This window comes from Collinsella provencensis (genome assembly GCF_900199705.1).
In the GTDB taxonomy this organism is placed as follows: Bacteria; Actinomycetota; Coriobacteriia; order Coriobacteriales; family Coriobacteriaceae; genus Collinsella; species Collinsella provencensis.
The window spans coordinates 902,229-921,383 of record NZ_LT904908.1 but is presented as its reverse complement, the minus strand read 5'-3'; the positions used below and the strand labels follow the sequence as shown (position 1 = coordinate 921,383).

Below are 19,155 nucleotides of genomic sequence, written 5' to 3'. Positions count from 1 at the left end.
GTTTGGGTGCACGGGGCAAACGCGTAACGTTATTCCGTAGCAATAAGCAGATTCGGCTTTACCTCTGTGGGGCCGAGCGCATCGAATGTCTGGGCGAGCCGTTGTTCCGGGTCCTGGTCGACAACGATGTAGTCAACAGCGTTGAGCTCTGCAAAACGGTAGGTTCCGCGAGCGCCGAACTTGCTGGCGTCCATGAGGACGGCGGATGTGCTCGCGCTTGCCATGGCGGCCGCTTTAACCTCGGCCATCTGTGCGAAATCGGTCATGAATCCACGTTCATGCACATAGGCCCCAGGGCATATGATGGCAAGATCGGTGTGCAACGTATCCAGTGCGGAAGTGGCGAGTGGCCCGTAGAGATAGCGGTGACCTTTGCGCAGCGTGCCGCCGAGCATGACGACATCGACTGAGGGAAGGCTGTCGTCGATAAAGTCGGCAATAGTGATGTCAGCGGTGATGACCGTGATATTACTGCGAGAGCTTAGCATGCGTACGAATTCAAGCGCTGTAGTGCCCGAATCGACAAACAGAGTGTCACCGTCATGTACGAGGTTCAGCGCTGCGCGGGCAATTGCCTGTTTAGCGGCGACGTTGACGTTAACGCGCTGATCTTGAACGGAAACGGTAAGCGTTTTGTGCAGTGAAACGGCACCTCCGTGGGTACGGCGGAGTTTTCCCGCGGATGCGAGCGCGTCGAGGTCGGCGCGGGCCGTGACCGAAGATACGCCAAATGCCTGCACGATATCGGCAACTTGGATGGAGGTGTTGCGTTCCAGCATATCCATGATTGCAGAACGGCGTTCCTCGGCAAAAGCTTTAATCGCAGAACTCATGAGCTGTTCTCCATGTATGTATGAAATGTGCAGATTCTATTTTCTTATACTTTCTTTTTCGCAAAGCAAACAAGTTGCCTTTTCTTTTCTTTTTACATATGCGAAGGAGAAAACGGGATTGAACATGGTGTCGGGAATATCCCCCACGTCTTCCGTGGCGTCATTTACGCTCAAGAAAGATGCTCGTTCTTAATTGAACGCGTTGAAAACTCAGGCGCTCCATCTTTCTTTTTCTTGCCTTTGACGTGGGGTTTCATGTGAGTTGTTCAAAACGCCCGGGCCGGCGATTTCGTACAATGCAAACAACAGACCGCCTGCTGGAGGCGACAAATTGAGAGATCCGGTGCACGCCGGCTCGAAAGGAGCGATCTCACATGCTCGTTACCACCAAGGAAATGCTGCTCGATGCGCAGAAGAACCACTACGCCGTGGGCGCATTCAACGTCGAAAACCTCGAGTTCGTCATGGCGGTTCTCGCCGCCGCGGAGGAGACCAAGTCTCCCGTGATCATGCAGACCACGCCGGGCACCATCAAGACCGCCGGCCTCGATTACTTCTATGGCATGGTGAAGGCCGCCGCCGAGCGTGCGACCGTGCCGGTGGCGTTGCACCTCGATCACGGCGACGGCTACGATCGTTGCATGAAGGCGCTGCGCACGGGTTACACCTCCGTTATGATTGACGGCTCGCACGAGACCTTTGAGGACAACATTGCCCTCACCAAGAGCGTTGCCGATGCCGGCGCCGCAATGGGTGTGCCGGTTGAGGCCGAGCTTGGCAAGGTGGGCGGTAAGGAGGACGACGGCCCTGCAGTTGAGGGCGAGTCTCCGTATACCGATCCCGCTGAGGCCAAGGAGTTCGTCGAGCGCACGGGCTGCACCTCGCTTGCCATTGGTGTCGGTACTGCCCACGGCGTGTACACCGAGACCCCGCACATCGAGCAGGACGTCGTCAAAGCCATCGCCGCTGCTGTGGATGTGCCGCTCGTTCTGCATGGCACGTCCGGCGTGCCCGATGAGCAGGTTGCCGAGGCCGTGAAGAGCGGCATCTGCAAGGTGAACTACGCAACCGAGCTGCGTCAGGCTTACACGAAGGGTTACATGGCCTATATGGCCGAGAACCCTGCTTGCTTCGACCCCAAGAAGCCGGGCAAGGCGGGCATGGCCGAGATCACCAAGATCGTAAAGATCCGCATGGAGAACCTCGGCTCCGTCGGTCGCGCATAAAAGCAAGTCGATTGCGAACGAGATGCCCAAGGGATATTCCCTTGGGCATTTTTTTGATCGTTTTTGTGCGAATAAGGCATGGGCTTCTCGAAGCGCGATTCCGCATTTTCCGTTCATTGTGATAGACGTGAATAAAAAACGCAGGTATATGATGTAAATTATTGTCATGGGGTAGCCCATAGCCATAATTTGAGAGGCATAAAAGATGATCCGAATAGATCGCCAAAATGAAATCTGCCGTTTGTTGGAAAAAAACGGAACTGTTTCCGTTAAAGCAGTCGCACAAAAACTGAACGTGTCCGAAGTGACGATTCGAAGGGACTTCGAGGAGCTCGGCGCACGCGGTCTGCTTAGACGCGTTCATGGTGGCGCGGCGGCAATTGACCAGTATGATGCCCCCGTCATGTTTCGAGATTATTCCCGCAGCATCAAGCAAACGCGCCACGCCGAAGAAAAGCGCGCGATTGGCCAAATCGCGGCATCCTTGATCGAGGAAGGCCAGGCGGTTTATCTCGCTGCGGGTACAACAGTCGAGTCCATGGTGCCGTTTCTGCCAAAGTGCCGTTTACGCATCGTTACCAATTCACTACCCGTGTTTAACGAATTGAGCGAAGAAGAGAATTACGACCTCTTTTTGATCGGCGGCTCTTACGACCGACACATCGGAGCGTTCACTGGTTCATTTGCCGAAGAGTTCATCTCTCGTCTTGGTACCGATATCGCGTTTGTGAGCAGCGACGGTGTTGATGGAAGTGGCATCTCATCTGCATATATGGAGGAGGCAGAGTTCCAGCGGTGTGCTCTCAGCGTGGCAAAAAAGCGCATCCTCCTTGCAGATTCAAGCAAAATCGGCGAGCGTGAGTTCTTTACGTTTTTCAATCTCTCGGACCTCGACGCCATCGTTGTCGAACCGGACGCACCGCAGGAGCGCATCGAAAAGCTTGGCGACTATGCGTCGAAGCTTTTGAAGCTCCCGCTTTAGACGTACATTAGAGTGAACATGAATAAGGCCCGTCGCAACGAGAATTGCGGCGGGCCTTGGTTTTAAGCCGTGTCGGTATGTTTCGACGTGGTGTTACTTGGCGATGGCCTCAAAGATCAGGCGACCGACGACAGAACCGCCGTCGAGGATGCCCAGGCTCTTCTCACCGTAATATGCGGCGCGGCCGTGCTTGGCGAGCATCTGCTTGGTTGCCTCGGAGCCGTTGGCGGCAGCCTCGGCAGCGGCGGCCAGGTCGCCGGAAGCAAGGGCCTCGATGCCAGGGGCGAGGGAGTCGAGAATCGTCTTCTCGCCAAGGGAGGAACCGGTGCGGTCCATGATGGCCTGGAGACCGGCCTTAAGACCGGCGGAAGCCTCTTCGGCAGTGGCGGTCTGGGAACCCTTGAGCGCCTTGGCGGTACCCATCATGCCGATGGAGAGGATGGTGCCGAGGCTGGAGGGAGCAGACTCGTTGAACGTGCGAGAAGCGAGCAGGAAAAGCCTGCCCAGGTCGGTCTCGTCGGAGGCCTCAAGGGCGGCGGCGGTGTCGCCAAAGCCGCTCTTCATGGAGAAGCCCAGGTCGCCGTCGCCGTTCTGGCGGTCGAGCTCAACGAGGTAATCGCAGTTGTCGGCCATGATCTGGGCGATGGCGTTGAATTTAGCTTTCAGGGTGGCGGAATCGAGCATAATGTTTCCCCTCTCGAGAGACAAATGTGGGGCCACCATGTGACCCCACACTATTACCTATTTGTTAGCGGTGGTGTAGAACGGCGTGTTGGCGTCCTGGAGCAGGAGCTCCTTAAGCTGAGCGTCGAGCTTGAAGATCGTGAGGGATACGCCGGCCATCTCCATGGAGGTGGCGAACTCGCCCACATGCGGCATCACGATGGATGCACCGCAGCCCTCGATGAGCTGAGCGATCTTGCGGTACAGGATGAACTGCTCCTCGAGCGGGGTGGCGCCCAGGCCGTTGATCATAACGGAGCACTCATCGCCCTCGCCAAGCTGGAGCTCGGCGTTGATGGGAGCGAACAGCGTCTCGGCCAGCTCGTCAGCGGTGATCATCTTGCGGACCTCGATGCCGGGCTCGCCGTGGATGCCCATGCCGATCTCGATCTCGTCGTCGCCGATGGTGAAGCCAGGCTCGCCTGCGCGCGGAACGATGCAGGGGGTAAGAGCAGCACCCATGGTGCGGATGTTCGCCAGGGCCTTCTCAGCGTTGGCGGCAACGGTCTGGAGGTCGTCACCGTTGTCAGCGGAAGCACCGGCGATCTTGAAGGCGTACACCATACCGGCGACACCGCGGCGGTTTTCCTTGGTCTCGACAGGGGAGGAGCAGATGTCGTCAGCAACGATGACCTCAGCGGTCTCGATGTCGTCGAAATCGGCCTCTTCGCGGGCCATGGCGGTGTTGAGCTTGTCGCCACCATAGTTACCGTACAGGCACAGAACGCCGTTGCCGTGGTCGGCATAGCGGATGGCGTCGGTCATAACCTTGGCGGAAGGGCTGGCGAAGACGTTACCGACTGCGCAGGCATCGAGCATGCCCTGACCAACGTAACCGAGGAACACAGGAAGGTGACCGGAACCGCCGAGGGTCACGATGCCGACCTTTCCGTCGCGAACGGGGTACTTGCTCACAAGCACCTTGGGATCGTCCTCAAGAAGGCCAACCTTGTCGCCATAGGCGGCGCAGATACCCTCAAGCATCTCCCTTTCGAAGTTCTCGGGATCGTTGATGATCTTCTTCATATGTCCTCCTGTCTCAGATGGGAAATGTCCCACTACAGAACTATGGACATTATAGTACAGAATAAAACGAACATTGAGAGCCTCAATTCGAAAGAAAACGAACAGAAAGGCTCAAAATCGCAAAAAAATGTGTGGAAAATGCGTCGAAAGTATGTTATACCTATAAACGTTGATGTCATTCGCTCACCGCAATCGAGCGTGCTTGCAGTGAATCGAACAACTTCGAAGGGTCTTATACAAGCCCTTTCGAGCGAGTTTGTTCCGTTTTGAGCAAGTTTGGCTTGGCACTTGGGCGAGTGGCGGGCTGCGGACAGCACCGGTGGACGGTGCTTATAGAAAGGATGCAAACATGTCCAAGCGTATTATCGTTGCCTGCGGTTCCGGCGTTGCGACTTCTCAGGCCGTGGCAAGCAAGGTCGGTCGCCTGCTCAAAGAGCGCGGTATCGATGCGGACATCGAGGCTGTCGACATCAAGCGCCTCCAGCATGAGATTCACGGTTCCAGCGCTTACATCTCCATCGTCAGGGACGATACCGACTGGGGCATCCCTCAGTTCAACGGCGTTGCCTTCCTGACCGGCGTGGGCCAGGACGCCGAGCTCGAGAAGATCATCAAGCTCATCGAGAGCTAAGAGCAAATCCCTTTGATGGGTCTGCTTGCCCCGTTCATAGGTGGGCAAGCGTGTTGTGACGGACTGAGGCATTGGGGCGTTATGCAGAAGTGGAAGCAGTTTATTGCCAAGAGCAGCGCGGAGTATTCTTCGTCGAAGCTCGGCTGGTCCTTCCTTCTGTTCCTCAACGTTCTCATGTTCATCTACGGTATTTTCACCGGTGATTTGATTGCGATTGTCACCGCGTTTTTCCTAGCGTTTTTTATCGAAAAACGCGGTGCGCCCGTTTTGCTGGAAAAGTACAACGATCGCGTTGATAGGATTCGCGGTCAGTACAACATCCAGGTTGACTTGACTCCGGAACAGCGGCGTGCGGCGATTGAGGAAATGCGCCGTTCGCAAAAGCAAAAGCGCGAAGAGCGCAAGGCCGCTCGTAAAAGCAAGTAGCGTTTCGGAGCATTCGACGAACATACACTCACAGCTGTTTATATGTATCCATGTACGTTTGAAATGAGAGGGGAACGTATGGACTGGAAATCGATTCCGACCGTCAAGGAGGCTGCCGAGCTTTCCTACCTGATGTGGGAGCGCGGCTGGGATGAGGCCAACGGCGGCAACATCTCCTACCTGCTGACTGACGAGGAGGCCGAGTCCCTGGGTTATGTTCCGGGCACGGGCCGTACCATCGAGCTTCCGGGTGTTCCCGACGGCGTGCGCGGCAAGTACGTGTTCGTGACTGCCACCGGTTCTCACTTCCGCGAGCTCAAGGATAACCTCGACGAGCTGACTGGCATTTGCTACATCCCCGAGGAGGGCGATTGCTACGAGATCGCTTACGGCCTCGAGAACAGCCGTCCGACTTCTGAGTTTGATACCCACCTGGCCGCTATGGCCGTTCGCCTCGCCGCCGATCCCGAGCAGCGCGTCGTTATGCACAACCACGCCACGAGCGTGCTTGCCATGACCCACGTCGCTCCCATCGACGAAAAGGAGTTCACGCTCGCTCTGTGGCGCGTGATCACCGAGGCTATGGTGCTCTTCCCCGACGGCATCGGCTATGTGCCTTGGTGCGTGTGCGGCGGCAAGGAGATTGCCGATAAGACGCTCGAGAAGATGCGCGATCGCCGCATCGTCATTTGGGGCTACCACGGCGTGTTCACGACCGGCAAGTCCCTGCATGACGCTTTCGGTCTGCTCGAGACCGTCAACAAGTGCTGTGAGGTTTGGCTGACCGCTGAGGCTTGCGGCCACCGCAACCCCGGTATCGACGACAAGGGCCTGCGTGAGATTTGCGACACGTTCGGCCTTACCCCGCGTGAGGGTTATCTCACGTGCTAATTCGGTTCTAAGGCGGTTTTCCGCTTTGAACAATAGGTCGTTTTCGACGCTTTAAGGGACGGCGTCAAAGATAGCGATCAAGTATTAACCAGATGAGAAAGAAGGAGTGAGACCTAATGGATGTTTTGTTAGGTGTCGTTAACTACATTCTCGGTTTTGGCGCAGCGGTTTTCGTTCCGTTGATTATGCTCATCGTTGGTCTTCTCGTTAAGATGAAGCTCAGCGATGCTTTCGTCGCGGCTCTTACGCTCGGCGTTGCCTTTACCGGCATGAACATGCTCGTCAGCTTCATGACGGGCGCTGTCACCCCCGCTGCTCAGGGTCTCGCCGCCAACACCGGCATTACCCTGACCACCACCGATATCGGTTGGCCTGCGCTTTCCGCTATCGCTTGGGCTTGGCCTCTCGGCGTTCTGTGCTTCCCGCTGCACCTCGTGGTCAACATGATCATGCTCGCCATCAACAAGACCAACACCCTGAACGTCGACCTGTGGAACTGCTGGAACAAGCTGCTCACCACGGTCCTCGTGTACTACTTTGCTCTGACCGCTGGCATGTCTGAGGGCACCGCTGTTGCTCTTGGCTTCACCGCCGCCGCCATCGAGTGCGTGCTCGAGCTGAAGTTCGGCGATATGTGGCAGCCGTCCATCGAGAAGATCACCGGCATCCCCGGCGTTACCGTCCCGCATGCCATGGCCTTCACCGCCGTCCTCGTGCTTCCCTTCGACAAGCTTCTCGACATGATCCCCGCCGTCCGCGACGCGTCCTTCGACGCCAAGTGGCTCCGCAGCAAGATCGGTGTCTTCGGTGAGAACGCCGTCATGGGCTTCATCATCGGCGTTTGCCTCGGCTTCGCCGCTTACGGTGAGCTCCAGCAGTCTCTGACCCTCGGTATCCAGGCCGCTACTGCTATGCAGCTCTTCCCGATGGTTTCCAAGCTCTTCATGCAGGCCCTTTCCCCGATCTCCGACGCTATGGGCGAGTACATGCGCAAGCGCTTCCATGGCCGTGAGCTCTACGTCGGTCTTGACTGGCCGATCCTCGCCGGCTCCAACGAGCTCTGGGTTACCACCATTCTGCTGATCCCGTTCGAGCTCCTGCTCGCCATCGCCCTGGTTCCGGCTGGCAACACCGTGTTGCCCTTCGCCGGTATCGTCAACCTCTGCCTCGCCGTGCCGCTGCTGCTGGTCACGGGCGGCAACCTCCTGAAGATGGTCCTCATCGGCATCATCCTGACCCCGATCTACCTCTTCGTTTCCACCGCTATCGCCCCGTACGTCACCGACCTTGCTGCCAAGTATGCTCCCTCCGCTCTTGAGGGCATCGCCGACGGCGCTCTGATCTCCTGGTCCACCCTCGAGTGCCCGGACTTCCGTTACGCCATCGCTCAGGCCTTCTCTGGTAACATCATCGGCATTGTCGCTCTGGTCGCCTGGTTCGCTCTCTTCGTGTGGCTCTACAAGGAGTTCAAGACGCGCAACGTGAAGATCAAGGAAGAGCTCGGTCACTAGGCAAACAATTAGTCCCTTAATTTCCTTCGCCGCAAGGGGCTGCTCGTTCACCCCTTGCGGCTATTTTGTCAAACATTTTGTGCAGGAGGCATTACATGGCCGGTTACGACAACGTACCCGATTACGAGATCAAGCGTGAAATCGTTGAGATCGCTCACATGATGAACCGCAAGGGCCTTGTTGGTACCTATGAGGGCAACATCTCCGTCCGCAAGGGTGACAAGGTTTATGAGACCCCGTCTGGCAACAGCAAGGAGCTGCTGACCGAGGGCCGTATCATCACCGTTGACATGGACGGCAACCTGATCGAGGGCGAGCTCACCCCGACGTCCGAGACGCCGATGCACACAAAGTGCTACACCCTGCGTGACGACGTCCACGCCGTCGTGCACTGCCACGCTCCGTACTGCACTGCTTTCGCTCAGGCGAACATGGCCTACGATGACCCTGCTTCCCCCGAGTTCCAGATCCTCTTCGGCAAGGTTCCCTGCCTGAAGTATGGCACTCCCGGCAGCCCCGAGATCATCGAGGAGCTCCCGAAGTACATCAACGACTATGACGTCGTGTTCCTGCAGAACCACGGTGTTCTTGGCGTGGGTTCCACGGTCCTCGAGGCCTTCTCGAAGATCATGTCCGTCGAGATGCTGCTCCAGACCTACTTCATCCGCAAGATGCTGTTCCCGGAGATCTCCTGCGATCTTCCCAAAGAGGAGCTCGAGGTTCTCATGCGTATGCATGACTCCAAGCGCGGCAAGTAGTATCTGAGCTTTGCTTGCATGTGAGGGAGTGGCGCTGGGCGCTGCTCCCTCTTTTCCATTACGGCGCCTTGTTCGATGGCCATGATGTCAGTTGGGATGCAAAACCGATGAAACATTTGATTTTGAGCGATATGGATGACACGTTCCTCACATCCAACAAGATGCCGCCTGCCGATAACATCGCGGCAGTCGACGCCCTCAAACGTGCGGGCAATTTATTTGCTCCCTGCACCGGCAGGCATCTGGGCGGCATTCCCGTGCAGTTGAGGGAGGCGGGCAGATCCGATTATTACGTGTGCGACAGCGGCGCGTCGGTTTACGACGCTGCCGGGACGTTGATTTGGAGCCGCCCCATCGAGAAGCAGCAGGCGCTTGACGTCTTTGCCGTGGCAAAAGAGCTGGGTATCGAAGTCGACCTGTATGCAGACGGAAGCGTCCACACCATTGCCGACCAGATGTGGATCACCGACAACGCGGAGCTCAAACCCTCGGTCAAAGAGTACCTTTCGTCCATTCGCGTGCCGTTCGATGGGGCCTTCGAGGCGCTCGTCGATTCGCTCGACGTCATCAACCGCGCGAGCCTGCTTGCCCTGACGGCCGAGGAGATGGACAAGATCATGCCCCACCTGGCTGAGATGCACGATGTCAGCGCGGTGCGCGTTCTTCCCAATGCGGTGGAGATCACCTCGAAGGGCGCTTCGAAGGGATCTGCAGTCGAGGCGATACGCGAGCGTCTAGGAATGGAGACGTCGCAGGTGATCGTCTTTGGCGATAGCGTCAACGATATCTCGATGTTCGAGGTGGCGGGAACGTCGGTGGCCATGGGCAATGCCGTGGAGTCCTGTAAGGCGCGCGCGACGTACGTCACGGCGCCCTGTGACGAGGCCGGCGTGGCCCGTGGACTGGAAATGTTGGGTCTGATTTAGTCACTCGCAAACGACATCTCGTTTTGAACGGAGGGTCGCGTAGCGCGACGAATCTAATGGCGAGATACTCGGATATCTAAGGAGCAGACGATGGATAAACAGTTTGACGACGGTATCAGGACGGTTGAGCTTGCAAACGGCATCGTGATGCCGCAGATTGGGTTTGGAACCTACAAGCTTCCCGTCGCAGACACGCAGCGTGCGGTCGAGGAGGCGCTTGAAGTCGGATATCGCCTGATCGACAACGCGGCGGCGTATAACAACGAAGAAGGCGTGGGCGCCGCATTGCGTGCGACGGGTATGTCGGACCGTGTCTTCGTGACGACGAAGCTGAGAAACGCCGACCAAGGTTATGACTCCGCTTTGCGTGCCTTTGAGGAGTCCCGTGCCAAGCTCGGCGTCGATGTGCTCGATTTGTACCTGATCCACTGGCCCGTTCCCCGTTGGGATCGTTATCTCGATTCGTGGCGCGCTTTGGTGCGCCTGTACGAGGAAGGCGCCATACGAGCCATCGGCGTCAGCAATTTCCTGCCCGACCATATCGATCGTATCGTGAATGAGACCGGAGTCGTCCCCGTCGTCGACCAGATTGAGAGCCATCCGAGCTACTCCCAGCCTGGACTGTGCGCGTACTGTGCGGAAAAGGGGATTGTCGTCGAGGCGTTTTCGCCGCTTGGACGAGGAAGCGACATGGCTTCTGAGCCCATTTTGGCTGCCGCGAAGGCACATGGTGTCACACCGGCCCAGGCGGTGCTGCGCTGGCATCTGCAGAGCGGTCGCGTGCTTATTCCCAAGTCGGCGCATATCGAGCGCATGCGCGAGAATCTCGACTTGGATGGATTTGAGCTGAGCGCGGACGAGATGGCCGCGATCGACGAGCTCGACGATCCGGCGAATCGGATGAGCGGTGACCCCAACACGTTCGATCTGCCCCAGACGCCCAAGGACATGGCTGCCCGCGGTTGCAAGTAGGCTGAGGATACGGGGTGCAATCTTGCGGCGCTTTAGCTCGATGGATTGAGAAACCGCTGGTAGGATGCTACATTTGAACGCGTGCCCCGAATCAGGTGCACGCGTTTTTTGTTACGTGAGGCATGAGGGGGTGCACCATGACGTCCAATCCCAATGAACTCGACGAGCTGCTCGGTCCGGATGCCCCGGTTCCGGCAGAAGATCGTATTCCGTCGGGCGCTCTGCGCGGTGCCGGTGCGCGCTCTCCGCTGTTTTGGAAGCTGTTGCTCGCGGGTGCTGCGGTTATATGGGGCCTTTCCACGTTCGTGATGAAGGACACGCTCAATGTCCTGCCCACGTTCGTGTTGCTCACCTGTCGTTTTCTTCCTTCGGCGCTCATCATGTTCACGCTGTTTTCCAGGCGCATCAGGGTTCATTTGAATAAACGGAGCATCGTGGTGGGCGTTGCGATGGGCATCATCATGTGGCTTGCCTACGGAGTGCAGACGATGGGTCTGGGCCAGACGACGGCGGGCAAGAGCGCGTTCCTCACGGGAACCTACTGCATTTTGGTGCCGTTTATCAGCTACGCGCTTGCCCGCGAGCCCCTTACCAAGTACAACGTCGGAGCGGCGTTGCTCTGTTTGAGCGGTATCGCCCTTGTGGCGCTCGATAACTTTACGATGGGCGTGGGCGACGCGTTGACCCTTGCGGGAGCGTGTTTTTATGCGCTGCAGATGTCGATTGTTGCCAAATACGGCCGCGATCTCGATGTGAATGTCATCACGTTCTGGATGTTTTTGACGGTGGGCATTTTGAGTGCCATTACCTCGCTTTCCCTTGAGGTGTGGCCGCCGATGGATGTTTGGACGTACCGCGTATTCGCCGTGCTGGCATTTTTGTCAATCATCTGCACCTGTATTTGTCTGCTCATTCAGAATGTGGCGTTGGCGCATGTGCCGCCCGCGACGGGCTCTCTGCTGCTTTCGCTCGAATCGCCTTCGGGCGTGTTTTTCTCCGTGTTGTTTGCCGGCGAAGTTCTTACCGGTCGGCTGCTCATCGGTTTTGCGCTGATTTTCACGTCGATCATCTTGTCTGAAACGCATTTCAGCTTTCTGAGGCGGAAGTGACCGTGCACGCGGATTGATTTCTATTTTGATCGGTCCGCGTTGTCCCTGATCGATTCGCGTCATTTCAAAGAGCACTGAAAGGGTGCGAGATATATGAGTCAGATCGGTTCCAAATCCTTCGAGCATAATTCCCTTGTGCTTCGCGTTGCCACCGAGGCGGACGCGCCCGCACTTGCGGAGATTTACGCCCCTTATGTGCTCGAGACGGCAATCACGTTTGAGTACGAGCCTCCCACAGCGGAGGAGTTTGCCACCCGCATGCGGGATACGCTGGCGTTTTACCCCTATTTCGTGGCCGAGCTCGAAGGCGAGCCGGTTGGGTATGCGTATGCAGGCACCTTCAAGGGCCGTCCGGCCTACGACTGGGCTGTTGAGACGTCTATCTACGTCGCCAAAGGTTATGCGGGCAAGGGAATCGGCCGTGCCCTTCATGATGCCCTTGAGCGGGCCCTTGCCGCTCAGGGAATCCTCAACATGTATGCCTGCATCGCCGTTCCGGATGGGGCGGATGACGAGACGCTCACACGCAATAGTGAGCAATTCCATGCGCATCTGGGGTACCGCTTGGTGGGTGAGTTCTATCGCTGTGGTTTCAAGGGCGGCCGTTGGTACAACATGGTTTGGATGGAGAAGATGCTGGGGGAGCACGATGGCAATCAGGTGCCACCGCGCCCCTTTATGGAAGTCGTTCATGAGGGAACGCGCCGGTAGACTATTGTCTATCGGCTTTGCATGAGTTGTCGCTTTGCCCGGTTTATCGAAGCGGATGGCGATTCCGATTTGGGCCCGTCGTTGTCAGCGCGGTTAACGCGAGCGGAGACAACTCGGCAGGTTTATGCGAGCGGAGACGACTCGGCAGGTTTATGTGAGCGGAGACGACTCGGCAGGTTAACGCATGCAAGGGCGCGTCTTATCGAACAAGCTCGCGGACAATCTGCGTACGCAAGGGTTCGCCTTACTGAACAGAATCGCGGATGAAATCGAGCAATTCTTCCACGTGCTCGGCACGCGTTGCCCAACTCGTGACGAAACGCAGGACAACGCGGTTCATGCCCGTGGGGTCAGCGGCCGGCATGGATTCGGCGCCGCATACGCTGGCGAGTTGTTGTGCAAGGTGCGCGTCAAACCAGAAGAACTGCTGATTGCCCGTGGTGCGAATGAGCGCTTCGAATCCGAGTTCCTCGAGGCCGCGTGCCAAAGTGATGGCATGGGCGTTTGCCTGTGCCGCATGTGCGAAGTAGGGGACGAGCCCCTGGTCGTTGCTCAGGTCGGAATCGAAAGCCGCCTCGTATTGCACGCCCATGAGACGGCCCTTGGCGGTCATGTGGCCGCTGCGTTTGGTGAGGTAGGGGATGCGCTCGATGGCGCGGGCGCCACGTGCCGTGCGCGGGCTCACCACAAGGGCTTCCCCGAAGAGCATGCCCGCCTTGGTGCCGCCCAGCGTGAAGGCATCGGCACGCGCGGCAAGGTGCTTGAGCGTGAGGTCGGTTTCCTCAGCCGTAAGCGCGCTTGCCATGCGGGCACCGTCGACGTATACGGAGAGTCCGAGCTCCTCGGCGATGTCGCACAGGGCGTCGAACTCCACACGGTTATACACGTGTCCCAGCTCAGAGGTGTTGGAGAAATAGAGCATCGCCGGACGTGTGGAATGGCAGCCACCCGCGGTGTTCACGCGCCACACACGCTCGACTTCGACGGGCGTGAGAATACCTAGGGGGTCGTTTGTGGCAAGGATTCGGCGCCCGCATGCCTCGATTGCACCGGTCTCATGCGCGGTGGGGTGCGCATCGGCAGCGAGAATGGGACCTTCGAAATCATCGGTGAACGCAGAGATGCACACCGCATTTGCAGCGGTTCCGCCTGGAATGAAGCGCACATAGGCATCGGGCTGTCCGCATGCGGTGCGAATGAGCTCGGCAGCGTGGGCGCAGTGGTCGTCGGTGCCGTATCCGGGCGTCTGCTCATTATTAGTGCGGATCAAAGCGTTGAGGACCTCGGGGCAGGCACCCTCGGAGTAGTCGTTACGGAACTGATGCATGGTAAACCTCCTGTAAGAGGGTGATTGAATGGGATTGGCAGCCCTATGATACCGCGTGCTTTGGTTCGTGCAGATGCTTTCGTCACTGCGCGGGCCGACGCGTGTGGGCCCTGCAAGATGAGGCAGTTTTATTTGGCGTTTCCAATTCGGGACGCGCTGCGCCTCGAATCGAGTTTCAAAAATGACGGAAATGCGCAAATCTATTCGGGCATGCCGAGTATAGGAAAATCTGGCACCTATCCTACCTGAGGTTTTGTTTTTTTAAATCGTCGTCTACTCGGGAAGACGGAAACAATTTATGCATTTCCGTCATTTCTATCCAATGATTGACAGTTCTGGTGATGAATAGAACTTGCTCGCAGCTGCTTATGTGGGTTCCTATAATATGGTGAACGAAAATTGCCCGCCGTTTATTGAGAACGGCGTTTGAGGAGGATGATTATGCAGGCACAGCGAGCAGAGGGTACGAAGGATTTGATGGGTCGCGAGATGCGCGCTTGGCAAAAGATGCAGGAGATCGCCGCCAACGTGTTTGGTCCATATGGCTTCGATCCCATTGAGACGCCTGCTATCGAGCAGCTTGATGTGTTCGTGCACGGCATCGGACAATCTACCGACGTGGTGCGCAAAGAGATGTTCCGCGTGTTTTCCGGCGCCAACTTCGCGCGCGTTTTGGAAGAGGGCACCGATGCCAAGCTCAAGGCTAAGCAGCGCCTGGCATTGAGGCCCGAGGGTACTGCCGGCGTTGTCCGCGCCGTGGTGGAAAATAACCTGGTTCCGCAGGGTGGCGTGCCGTTTAAGGGTTGGTATGCCGAGGCGATGTTCCGCGGCGAGCGTCCGCAGAAGGGTCGTTTGCGTCAGTTCCACCAGGTGGGTCTCGAGTGGTTGGGTGCGCCCGATGCGGCTGCCGATGCCGAGTGCATCATCATGCTCATGGAGTTTTTCAAGCAACTAGGCTTCGACTTGTCCCGTCTGCGCCTGCTCATCAACTCGATGGGCGACCCGGCGTGCCGCCCCGCATATCGCGATCGCGTGAAGGCGTTTATCCTCGACCATGCCGACGAGATGTGCGACGAGTGTCGCGAGCGTGCCGAGCTCAACCCGCTGCGCGCATTCGACTGCAAGAACGATCATTGCCGCGAGATCATGAAGGGCGCTCCGCTTATGGGCGACAACCTGTGCGACGAGTGCGCCGAGCACTATGCGCAGGTCAAGCGCTATCTTGATGCCGCGGGCATTGCGTATGTCGAGGACCCCACGCTGGTGCGCGGTCTGGATTACTACACGCGTACGGTGTTCGAGGTCGAGGTTCCCGATGCAGGTGTGGGCTCGATTGGCGGCGGCGGTCGTTACGATGGCCTGGTGGAGCTCGAGGGTGGAAAGCCGACGCCGGGTGTGGGCTTTGCCGTGGGCTTCGAGCGCATCGTGCTGGCGCTCGAGGCGCAGGGTGTTGACCTGGGTGCCGATGCCGAGCCGTGCGTGTTCGTAGCCAACGCGGGCGCTGAGCTGCGCGAAGAGGTGTTTGCGCTCTCGCACGAGTTGCGCGCTCAGGGAGTGCGTACCGAGTGCGACTATCAGGGCAAATCGCTCAAGGGTCAGTTCAAGCAGGCGGACAAGCTGGGCGCGGCGTACATTGTGATCATCGGCGGCGACGAACTCGCTGGCGGCAAGGTGAAGCTGCGCAACATGGCGACGCACGAGGAGCAGCTGATCGATCGAGCTACCGCGGCTGAGGTTATCGCCGCGCTGTAGTGTTTTGGCTCTGCTTGCCGACCCACTTTGTTCAAAAAACTATTTCGATTGTTGCGGGCGAAATCCAATGCGGTTTCGCCCGATTGTTGCGTGTAGGTATCGGCGCGGTGTCGCTCATTTGTAAAACGACGGACGCGTCGACCCCGCGCGTATAATGGTCCCCGCATGAACATTCGAACGAGAGGGCTTACTGTGGCTGAGGTCGAAGCATATGTGAATGCTCCGCTCACTGAGATTGAGATTCCGGAGAGCCTGAGCGAGAACCTGGCGCTGTTCCTGCGCCTTGAACATCGCGTACTCAACGAGTACGACGAGGGCGTGTGCAAGGCATTTGACACGTTGCTCGAAAGCATGATTACCGCCAATGAGGGCAACCCTGGTTCCGTGGCGGTGCGCGAGGACGTGGACGACCAGGGTATCCCGATGGGTGATACCGCAGGTACGAAGGCGTTTCGCGATGCCGTTGCGCTCATTGACGAGCTGTCGTTCGACAAGGCGAGCGTGCTGGTGCGCGCGGTGGAGAGCTTCTTCCATTTGGCGAACCTCTCAGAGGAGAACTACCGTGTTCGCACGCTGCACGAGCGCGAGCGCGGCGTGGAGATGGGTGGCTTGATCGATCCATCCAATGCGTTGACTGTGGCATATCGCCAGCTCATTGAGGAAGCGGGCGCAGAAAAGGCGAACGAGCTGCTCTGTCGTCTCGAGTTCCATCCCGTGTTTACCGCGCACCCCACCGAGGCGCGCCGCCGCGCGGTTGAGGGCAAGATCCGTCGCATCGCGAACCTGCTCAATGAGCGTCCGCATCTGGGCGGTTCCGACTTGGCGGAAAACGAGCGCCATATGCTGCAGGAGATCGATGCCCTTGTGCGCACGAGCCCTATCGCGCTCAAGAAGCCCACGCCCGTCGAAGAGGCAGACACCATCATCGACATCTTTGATAGCACGCTTTTCGATGTGGTCCCTACGGTGTACCGCCGTTTTGACGACTGGGTTTTGGGCGATTTAGCCGGCACGGTGCCGCCCGTGTGCCCTGCGTTCTTCCATCCGGGCAGCTGGATTGGTACCGACCGCGACGGCAATCCCAACGTCACCGCTAAGGTGAGCCGCGAGGTCGCAGCCAAATATTCCCTGCATATGGTGAGTAAGCTTGAAGAGAAATGCCGCAGCGTGGGTCGCAACCTCACGCTTGAGGCCGCCTACACCAAGCCGAGCGAGGAGCTGCTCAACCTGTGGAGTCATCAGGTTGAGATGAGCGAGGTTCTTTCGTCGCGTGCCGCAGATATTTCCACCTCGGAGCCGCATCGCGCCGTCATGCTCGTTATGGCAGACCGCTTGAATGCGACGGTGCGCCGCAATGCAGACACGATGTATCACTCGCCCGAGGAATTCCTGGACGATCTACGTGTGGTGCAGCGCTCGCTGGCACAGGCCGGTGCTGTGCGCACGGCATACGGACCGGTTCAAACACTCATCTGGCAGGTGGAGTCCTTCGGTTTCCATATGGTGGAAACCGAGTTCCGTCAGCACTCTGAAGTGCACGCCCGTGCGCTCGAGGACATTGCCGAGCACGGTATCCATGGCGATCTGCAGCCCATGACGCGCGAGGTGCTCGATACGTTCCGCGCACTCGGCGCGATTCAGAAGCGCTACGGCCAGAAGGCCGCGCGCCGCTACATCATCTCGTTCACCAAGTCGGCGCAGCATGTGGCCGACGTGTACGAGCTGGCGCGCTTGGCGTTCGCGCATCCCGAAGACGTTCCCACGATCGACGTGATTCCGCTGTTCGAGCAGCTTGAGGACCTCGAGGGCTGCGTCGATGTGGTCAACGAGATGCTTACGCTCCCCGATGTTCAGCGTCGCCTGGGCGAGAACGGTCGCACGTTCGAGATTATGCTCGGCTATTCCGATTCGTCTAAGGACGCCGGTCCTACCACGGCTATGCTCGCGCTTCACAGCGCTGAGGAGTGCCTGGCTGCTTGGGCGAAGGAAAACGATATCAACCTTGTGCTCATGCACGGCCGCGGCGGTGCCGTGGGCCGCGGTGGCGGTCCGGCCAACCGTGCGGTGCTGGCTCAGCCTGCGGGCTCAGTGAACTGCTGCTTTAAGGTAACTGAGCAGGGTGAGATTATTTTTGCGCGCTACGGTAACCGCGTGTTGGCACAGCGTCACATCGAGAGCGTTGCCGCTGCTACGCTGCTCAACTCCGCGCCCTCGGTGGAGCGAACCAACACCGACATGACGCAAAAGTATGCCGCGCTGTCCGACCGTCTGTGCAAGACGAGCACGGATCGCTATCTTGACCTGCTTGCCACCGACGACTTTGCCCCGTGGTTCTCGACGGTGACCCCGCTTACCGAGGTCGGCCTGCTGCCCATCGGCAGCCGCCCCGCCAAGCGCGGCTTGGGCGCGAAGTCCCTTGACGACCTGCGCGCCATTCCCTGGGTGTTCAGCTGGAGCCAGGCGCGTATCAACCTCGCTGCATGGTATGGCCTAGGCACCGCCTGCGACGAGCTGGGCGATCTTGACCTGTTGCGCCGCACGTACGAAGAGTGGCCGCTGTTCGCGACCTTCATCGACAACATCGAGATGTCCATTGCAAAGACGGACGGGCGTATCGCCAAGATGTACCTTGCGTTGGGCGATCGCGCGGATTTGTCCGAGAAGGTCCTTCACGAGATGCACCTCACGCGCAAGTGGGTGCTGGCGATTACCGATAGCGAGTGGCCGCTCCAGCATCGTCGCGTGCTCGGTCAGGCCGTGCGCGTGCGCAACCCCTATGTCGACGCGCTGTCGATTGCGCAGGTCCGCGCACTGCGTGAGATTCGCGCGCATCAAGACGAGCTTGCGGATGAGGCGAAGGCCGAGTACCTGAGCCTGATTTTGGAGACCGTGACCGCCGTCTCCGCGGGCTTGCAGAACACGGGGTAATAGCTGCCAGATAGCATGATGACGGCCGGTTTGCAGAGAGATTTGCGGGTCGGCCGTTTTTTCGTTCGAACGCGTAGGCATGGTGGCTTAGGTGCTGCTTTGGCAACTCTTTTTCGCTGGGCCCTTTGTGCGGGCGATTGTGTCGAGAATTACTGCAGGTGCCGGAGTTCAAATGGAGAAGAAGGCCTGCTCATAGCACGTTATCCTCGGTCTTATTGAGTCGAAAATGTTAAGAACCCCCATGGGCGGCACTTTTGTGTGGTGCAGTGTGCTATAAGCCGCTATCCTTATGAGCTGTCGCGCGCGGTGACGCCTTGTTGTCCTGCGCCGTTTTTGGCCCGAACGCGCTGTCTACGCGCCCGGGCAGTCTGTACACCAGTCGCCCGTACCGGCACGGGGCGGCACAGATGAAAAGGAGGACGC

17 protein-coding genes are annotated in these 19,155 nt (G+C 58.3%); 13 read left to right on the top strand and 4 right to left on the bottom strand.

All coding sequences use genetic code 11. The features are described from left to right. Positions 1-29 precede the first annotated feature (29 nt). Positions 30-833 (bottom strand): DeoR/GlpR family DNA-binding transcription regulator, encoded by an 804-nt coding sequence (locus C1711_RS04220; RefSeq protein WP_102337934.1) that lies wholly within the window; start codon positions 831-833, stop codon positions 30-32. Between the two features lie 374 nt (positions 834-1,207). On the opposite strand from C1711_RS04220, the gene C1711_RS04215 reads away from it, so the two are divergent. Continuing rightward, positions 1,208-2,059 carry a class II fructose-bisphosphate aldolase gene (locus C1711_RS04215; RefSeq protein WP_102337933.1) on the top strand — a complete coding sequence of 284 codons (852 nt, stop codon included), beginning with the start codon at positions 1,208-1,210 and terminating at the stop codon, positions 2,057-2,059. Positions 2,060-2,264: 205 nt separating this feature from the next. Then, positions 2,265-3,041 (top strand): DeoR/GlpR family DNA-binding transcription regulator, encoded by a 777-nt coding sequence (locus C1711_RS04210; RefSeq protein WP_102337932.1) that lies wholly within the window; start codon positions 2,265-2,267, stop codon positions 3,039-3,041. 93 nt (positions 3,042-3,134) lie between these two features. On the opposite strand, the gene C1711_RS04205 is transcribed toward C1711_RS04210, so the two are convergent. Further along, on the bottom strand, positions 3,135-3,725 hold the full coding sequence (locus tag C1711_RS04205) for a dihydroxyacetone kinase subunit L (RefSeq protein WP_102337931.1): 591 nt from the start codon (positions 3,723-3,725) through the stop codon (positions 3,135-3,137). 57 nt (positions 3,726-3,782) lie between these two features. Beyond that, the gene (locus tag C1711_RS04200; RefSeq protein ID WP_102337930.1) at positions 3,783-4,790 is read right to left on the bottom strand and encodes a dihydroxyacetone kinase subunit DhaK; all 1,008 of its coding nucleotides are present in this window, start codon (positions 4,788-4,790) and stop codon (positions 3,783-3,785) included. Between the two features lie 349 nt (positions 4,791-5,139). On the opposite strand from C1711_RS04200, the gene C1711_RS04195 reads away from it, so the two are divergent. The 9 genes from C1711_RS04195 to C1711_RS04155 all read left to right on the top strand — a co-directional run bounded on the left by C1711_RS04195 (position 5,140) and on the right by C1711_RS04155 (position 12,725). Beyond that, positions 5,140-5,421 (top strand): PTS sugar transporter subunit IIB, encoded by a 282-nt coding sequence (locus C1711_RS04195; protein WP_102337929.1) that lies wholly within the window; start codon positions 5,140-5,142, stop codon positions 5,419-5,421. 81 nt (positions 5,422-5,502) lie between these two features. Beyond that, entirely contained in the window at positions 5,503-5,847 is a 345-nt protein-coding gene (locus tag C1711_RS04190; RefSeq protein ID WP_102337928.1) for a hypothetical protein, read from the top strand. A gap of 78 nt (positions 5,848-5,925) precedes the next feature. Next, entirely contained in the window at positions 5,926-6,738 is an 813-nt protein-coding gene (gene rhaD / locus C1711_RS04185) for a rhamnulose-1-phosphate aldolase (RefSeq protein WP_159060048.1), read from the top strand. Between the two features lie 116 nt (positions 6,739-6,854). Continuing rightward, the gene (locus C1711_RS04180) at positions 6,855-8,249 is read left to right on the top strand and encodes a PTS galactitol transporter subunit IIC (RefSeq protein WP_102337926.1); all 1,395 of its coding nucleotides are present in this window, start codon (positions 6,855-6,857) and stop codon (positions 8,247-8,249) included. 95 nt (positions 8,250-8,344) lie between these two features. After that, positions 8,345-9,007 (top strand): class II aldolase/adducin family protein, encoded by a 663-nt coding sequence (locus C1711_RS04175; RefSeq protein ID WP_102337925.1) that lies wholly within the window; start codon positions 8,345-8,347, stop codon positions 9,005-9,007. Between the two features lie 107 nt (positions 9,008-9,114). Further along, entirely contained in the window at positions 9,115-9,933 is an 819-nt protein-coding gene (locus C1711_RS04170) for an HAD family hydrolase (RefSeq protein WP_102337924.1), read from the top strand. Positions 9,934-10,023: 90 nt separating this feature from the next. Continuing rightward, the gene (locus tag C1711_RS04165; protein WP_102337923.1) at positions 10,024-10,905 is read left to right on the top strand and encodes an aldo/keto reductase; all 882 of its coding nucleotides are present in this window, start codon (positions 10,024-10,026) and stop codon (positions 10,903-10,905) included. A 137-nt stretch (positions 10,906-11,042) separates the two neighbouring features. Continuing rightward, the gene (locus C1711_RS04160; protein ID WP_234346226.1) at positions 11,043-12,014 is read left to right on the top strand and encodes a DMT family transporter; all 972 of its coding nucleotides are present in this window, start codon (positions 11,043-11,045) and stop codon (positions 12,012-12,014) included. Between the two features lie 93 nt (positions 12,015-12,107). Further along, entirely contained in the window at positions 12,108-12,725 is a 618-nt protein-coding gene (locus C1711_RS04155) for a GNAT family N-acetyltransferase (protein ID WP_102337921.1), read from the top strand. A gap of 244 nt (positions 12,726-12,969) precedes the next feature. Here the strand turns inward: C1711_RS04155 and C1711_RS04150 are convergent, their stop codons facing one another. Next, positions 12,970-14,052, bottom strand: a complete 1,083-nt coding sequence (locus C1711_RS04150; RefSeq protein ID WP_102337920.1) for a threonine aldolase family protein — start codon at positions 14,050-14,052, stop codon at positions 12,970-12,972. A 441-nt stretch (positions 14,053-14,493) separates the two neighbouring features. Between C1711_RS04150 and hisS the strand changes: the two genes are divergently transcribed. Both hisS and C1711_RS04140 read left to right on the top strand, forming a co-directional pair. Then, on the top strand, positions 14,494-15,804 hold the full coding sequence (hisS, locus tag C1711_RS04145) for a histidine--tRNA ligase (protein WP_102337919.1): 1,311 nt from the start codon (positions 14,494-14,496) through the stop codon (positions 15,802-15,804). Positions 15,805-15,969: 165 nt separating this feature from the next. Next, a complete protein-coding gene (locus tag C1711_RS04140) occupies positions 15,970-18,732 on the top strand; it encodes a phosphoenolpyruvate carboxylase (protein ID WP_102337918.1) in 2,763 nt (920 codons plus the stop codon). The last annotated feature ends 423 nt before the right edge of the window (positions 18,733-19,155 follow it).

Bases quoted from the DNA above. Each gene is read 5' to 3' on its own strand.
- C1711_RS04220 (WP_102337934.1), bottom strand. From the start codon at position 833: ATGAGTTCTGCGATTAAAGCTTTTGCCGAGGAACGCCGTTCTGCAATC.
- C1711_RS04215 (WP_102337933.1), top strand. From the start codon at position 1,208: ATGCTCGTTACCACCAAGGAAATGCTGCTCGATGCGCAGAAGAACCAC.
- C1711_RS04210 (WP_102337932.1), top strand. From the start codon at position 2,265: ATGATCCGAATAGATCGCCAAAATGAAATCTGCCGTTTGTTGGAAAAA.
- C1711_RS04205 (WP_102337931.1), bottom strand. From the start codon at position 3,725: ATGCTCGATTCCGCCACCCTGAAAGCTAAATTCAACGCCATCGCCCAG.
- C1711_RS04200 (WP_102337930.1), bottom strand. From the start codon at position 4,790: ATGAAGAAGATCATCAACGATCCCGAGAACTTCGAAAGGGAGATGCTT.
- C1711_RS04195 (WP_102337929.1), top strand. From the start codon at position 5,140: ATGTCCAAGCGTATTATCGTTGCCTGCGGTTCCGGCGTTGCGACTTCT.
- C1711_RS04190 (WP_102337928.1), top strand. From the start codon at position 5,503: ATGCAGAAGTGGAAGCAGTTTATTGCCAAGAGCAGCGCGGAGTATTCT.
- rhaD (WP_159060048.1), top strand. From the start codon at position 5,926: ATGGACTGGAAATCGATTCCGACCGTCAAGGAGGCTGCCGAGCTTTCC.
- C1711_RS04180 (WP_102337926.1), top strand. From the start codon at position 6,855: ATGGATGTTTTGTTAGGTGTCGTTAACTACATTCTCGGTTTTGGCGCA.
- C1711_RS04175 (WP_102337925.1), top strand. From the start codon at position 8,345: ATGGCCGGTTACGACAACGTACCCGATTACGAGATCAAGCGTGAAATC.
- C1711_RS04170 (WP_102337924.1), top strand. From the start codon at position 9,115: ATGAAACATTTGATTTTGAGCGATATGGATGACACGTTCCTCACATCC.
- C1711_RS04165 (WP_102337923.1), top strand. From the start codon at position 10,024: ATGGATAAACAGTTTGACGACGGTATCAGGACGGTTGAGCTTGCAAAC.
- C1711_RS04160 (WP_234346226.1), top strand. From the start codon at position 11,043: ATGACGTCCAATCCCAATGAACTCGACGAGCTGCTCGGTCCGGATGCC.
- C1711_RS04155 (WP_102337921.1), top strand. From the start codon at position 12,108: ATGAGTCAGATCGGTTCCAAATCCTTCGAGCATAATTCCCTTGTGCTT.
- C1711_RS04150 (WP_102337920.1), bottom strand. From the start codon at position 14,052: ATGCATCAGTTCCGTAACGACTACTCCGAGGGTGCCTGCCCCGAGGTC.
- hisS (WP_102337919.1), top strand. From the start codon at position 14,494: ATGCAGGCACAGCGAGCAGAGGGTACGAAGGATTTGATGGGTCGCGAG.
- C1711_RS04140 (WP_102337918.1), top strand. From the start codon at position 15,970: ATGAACATTCGAACGAGAGGGCTTACTGTGGCTGAGGTCGAAGCATAT.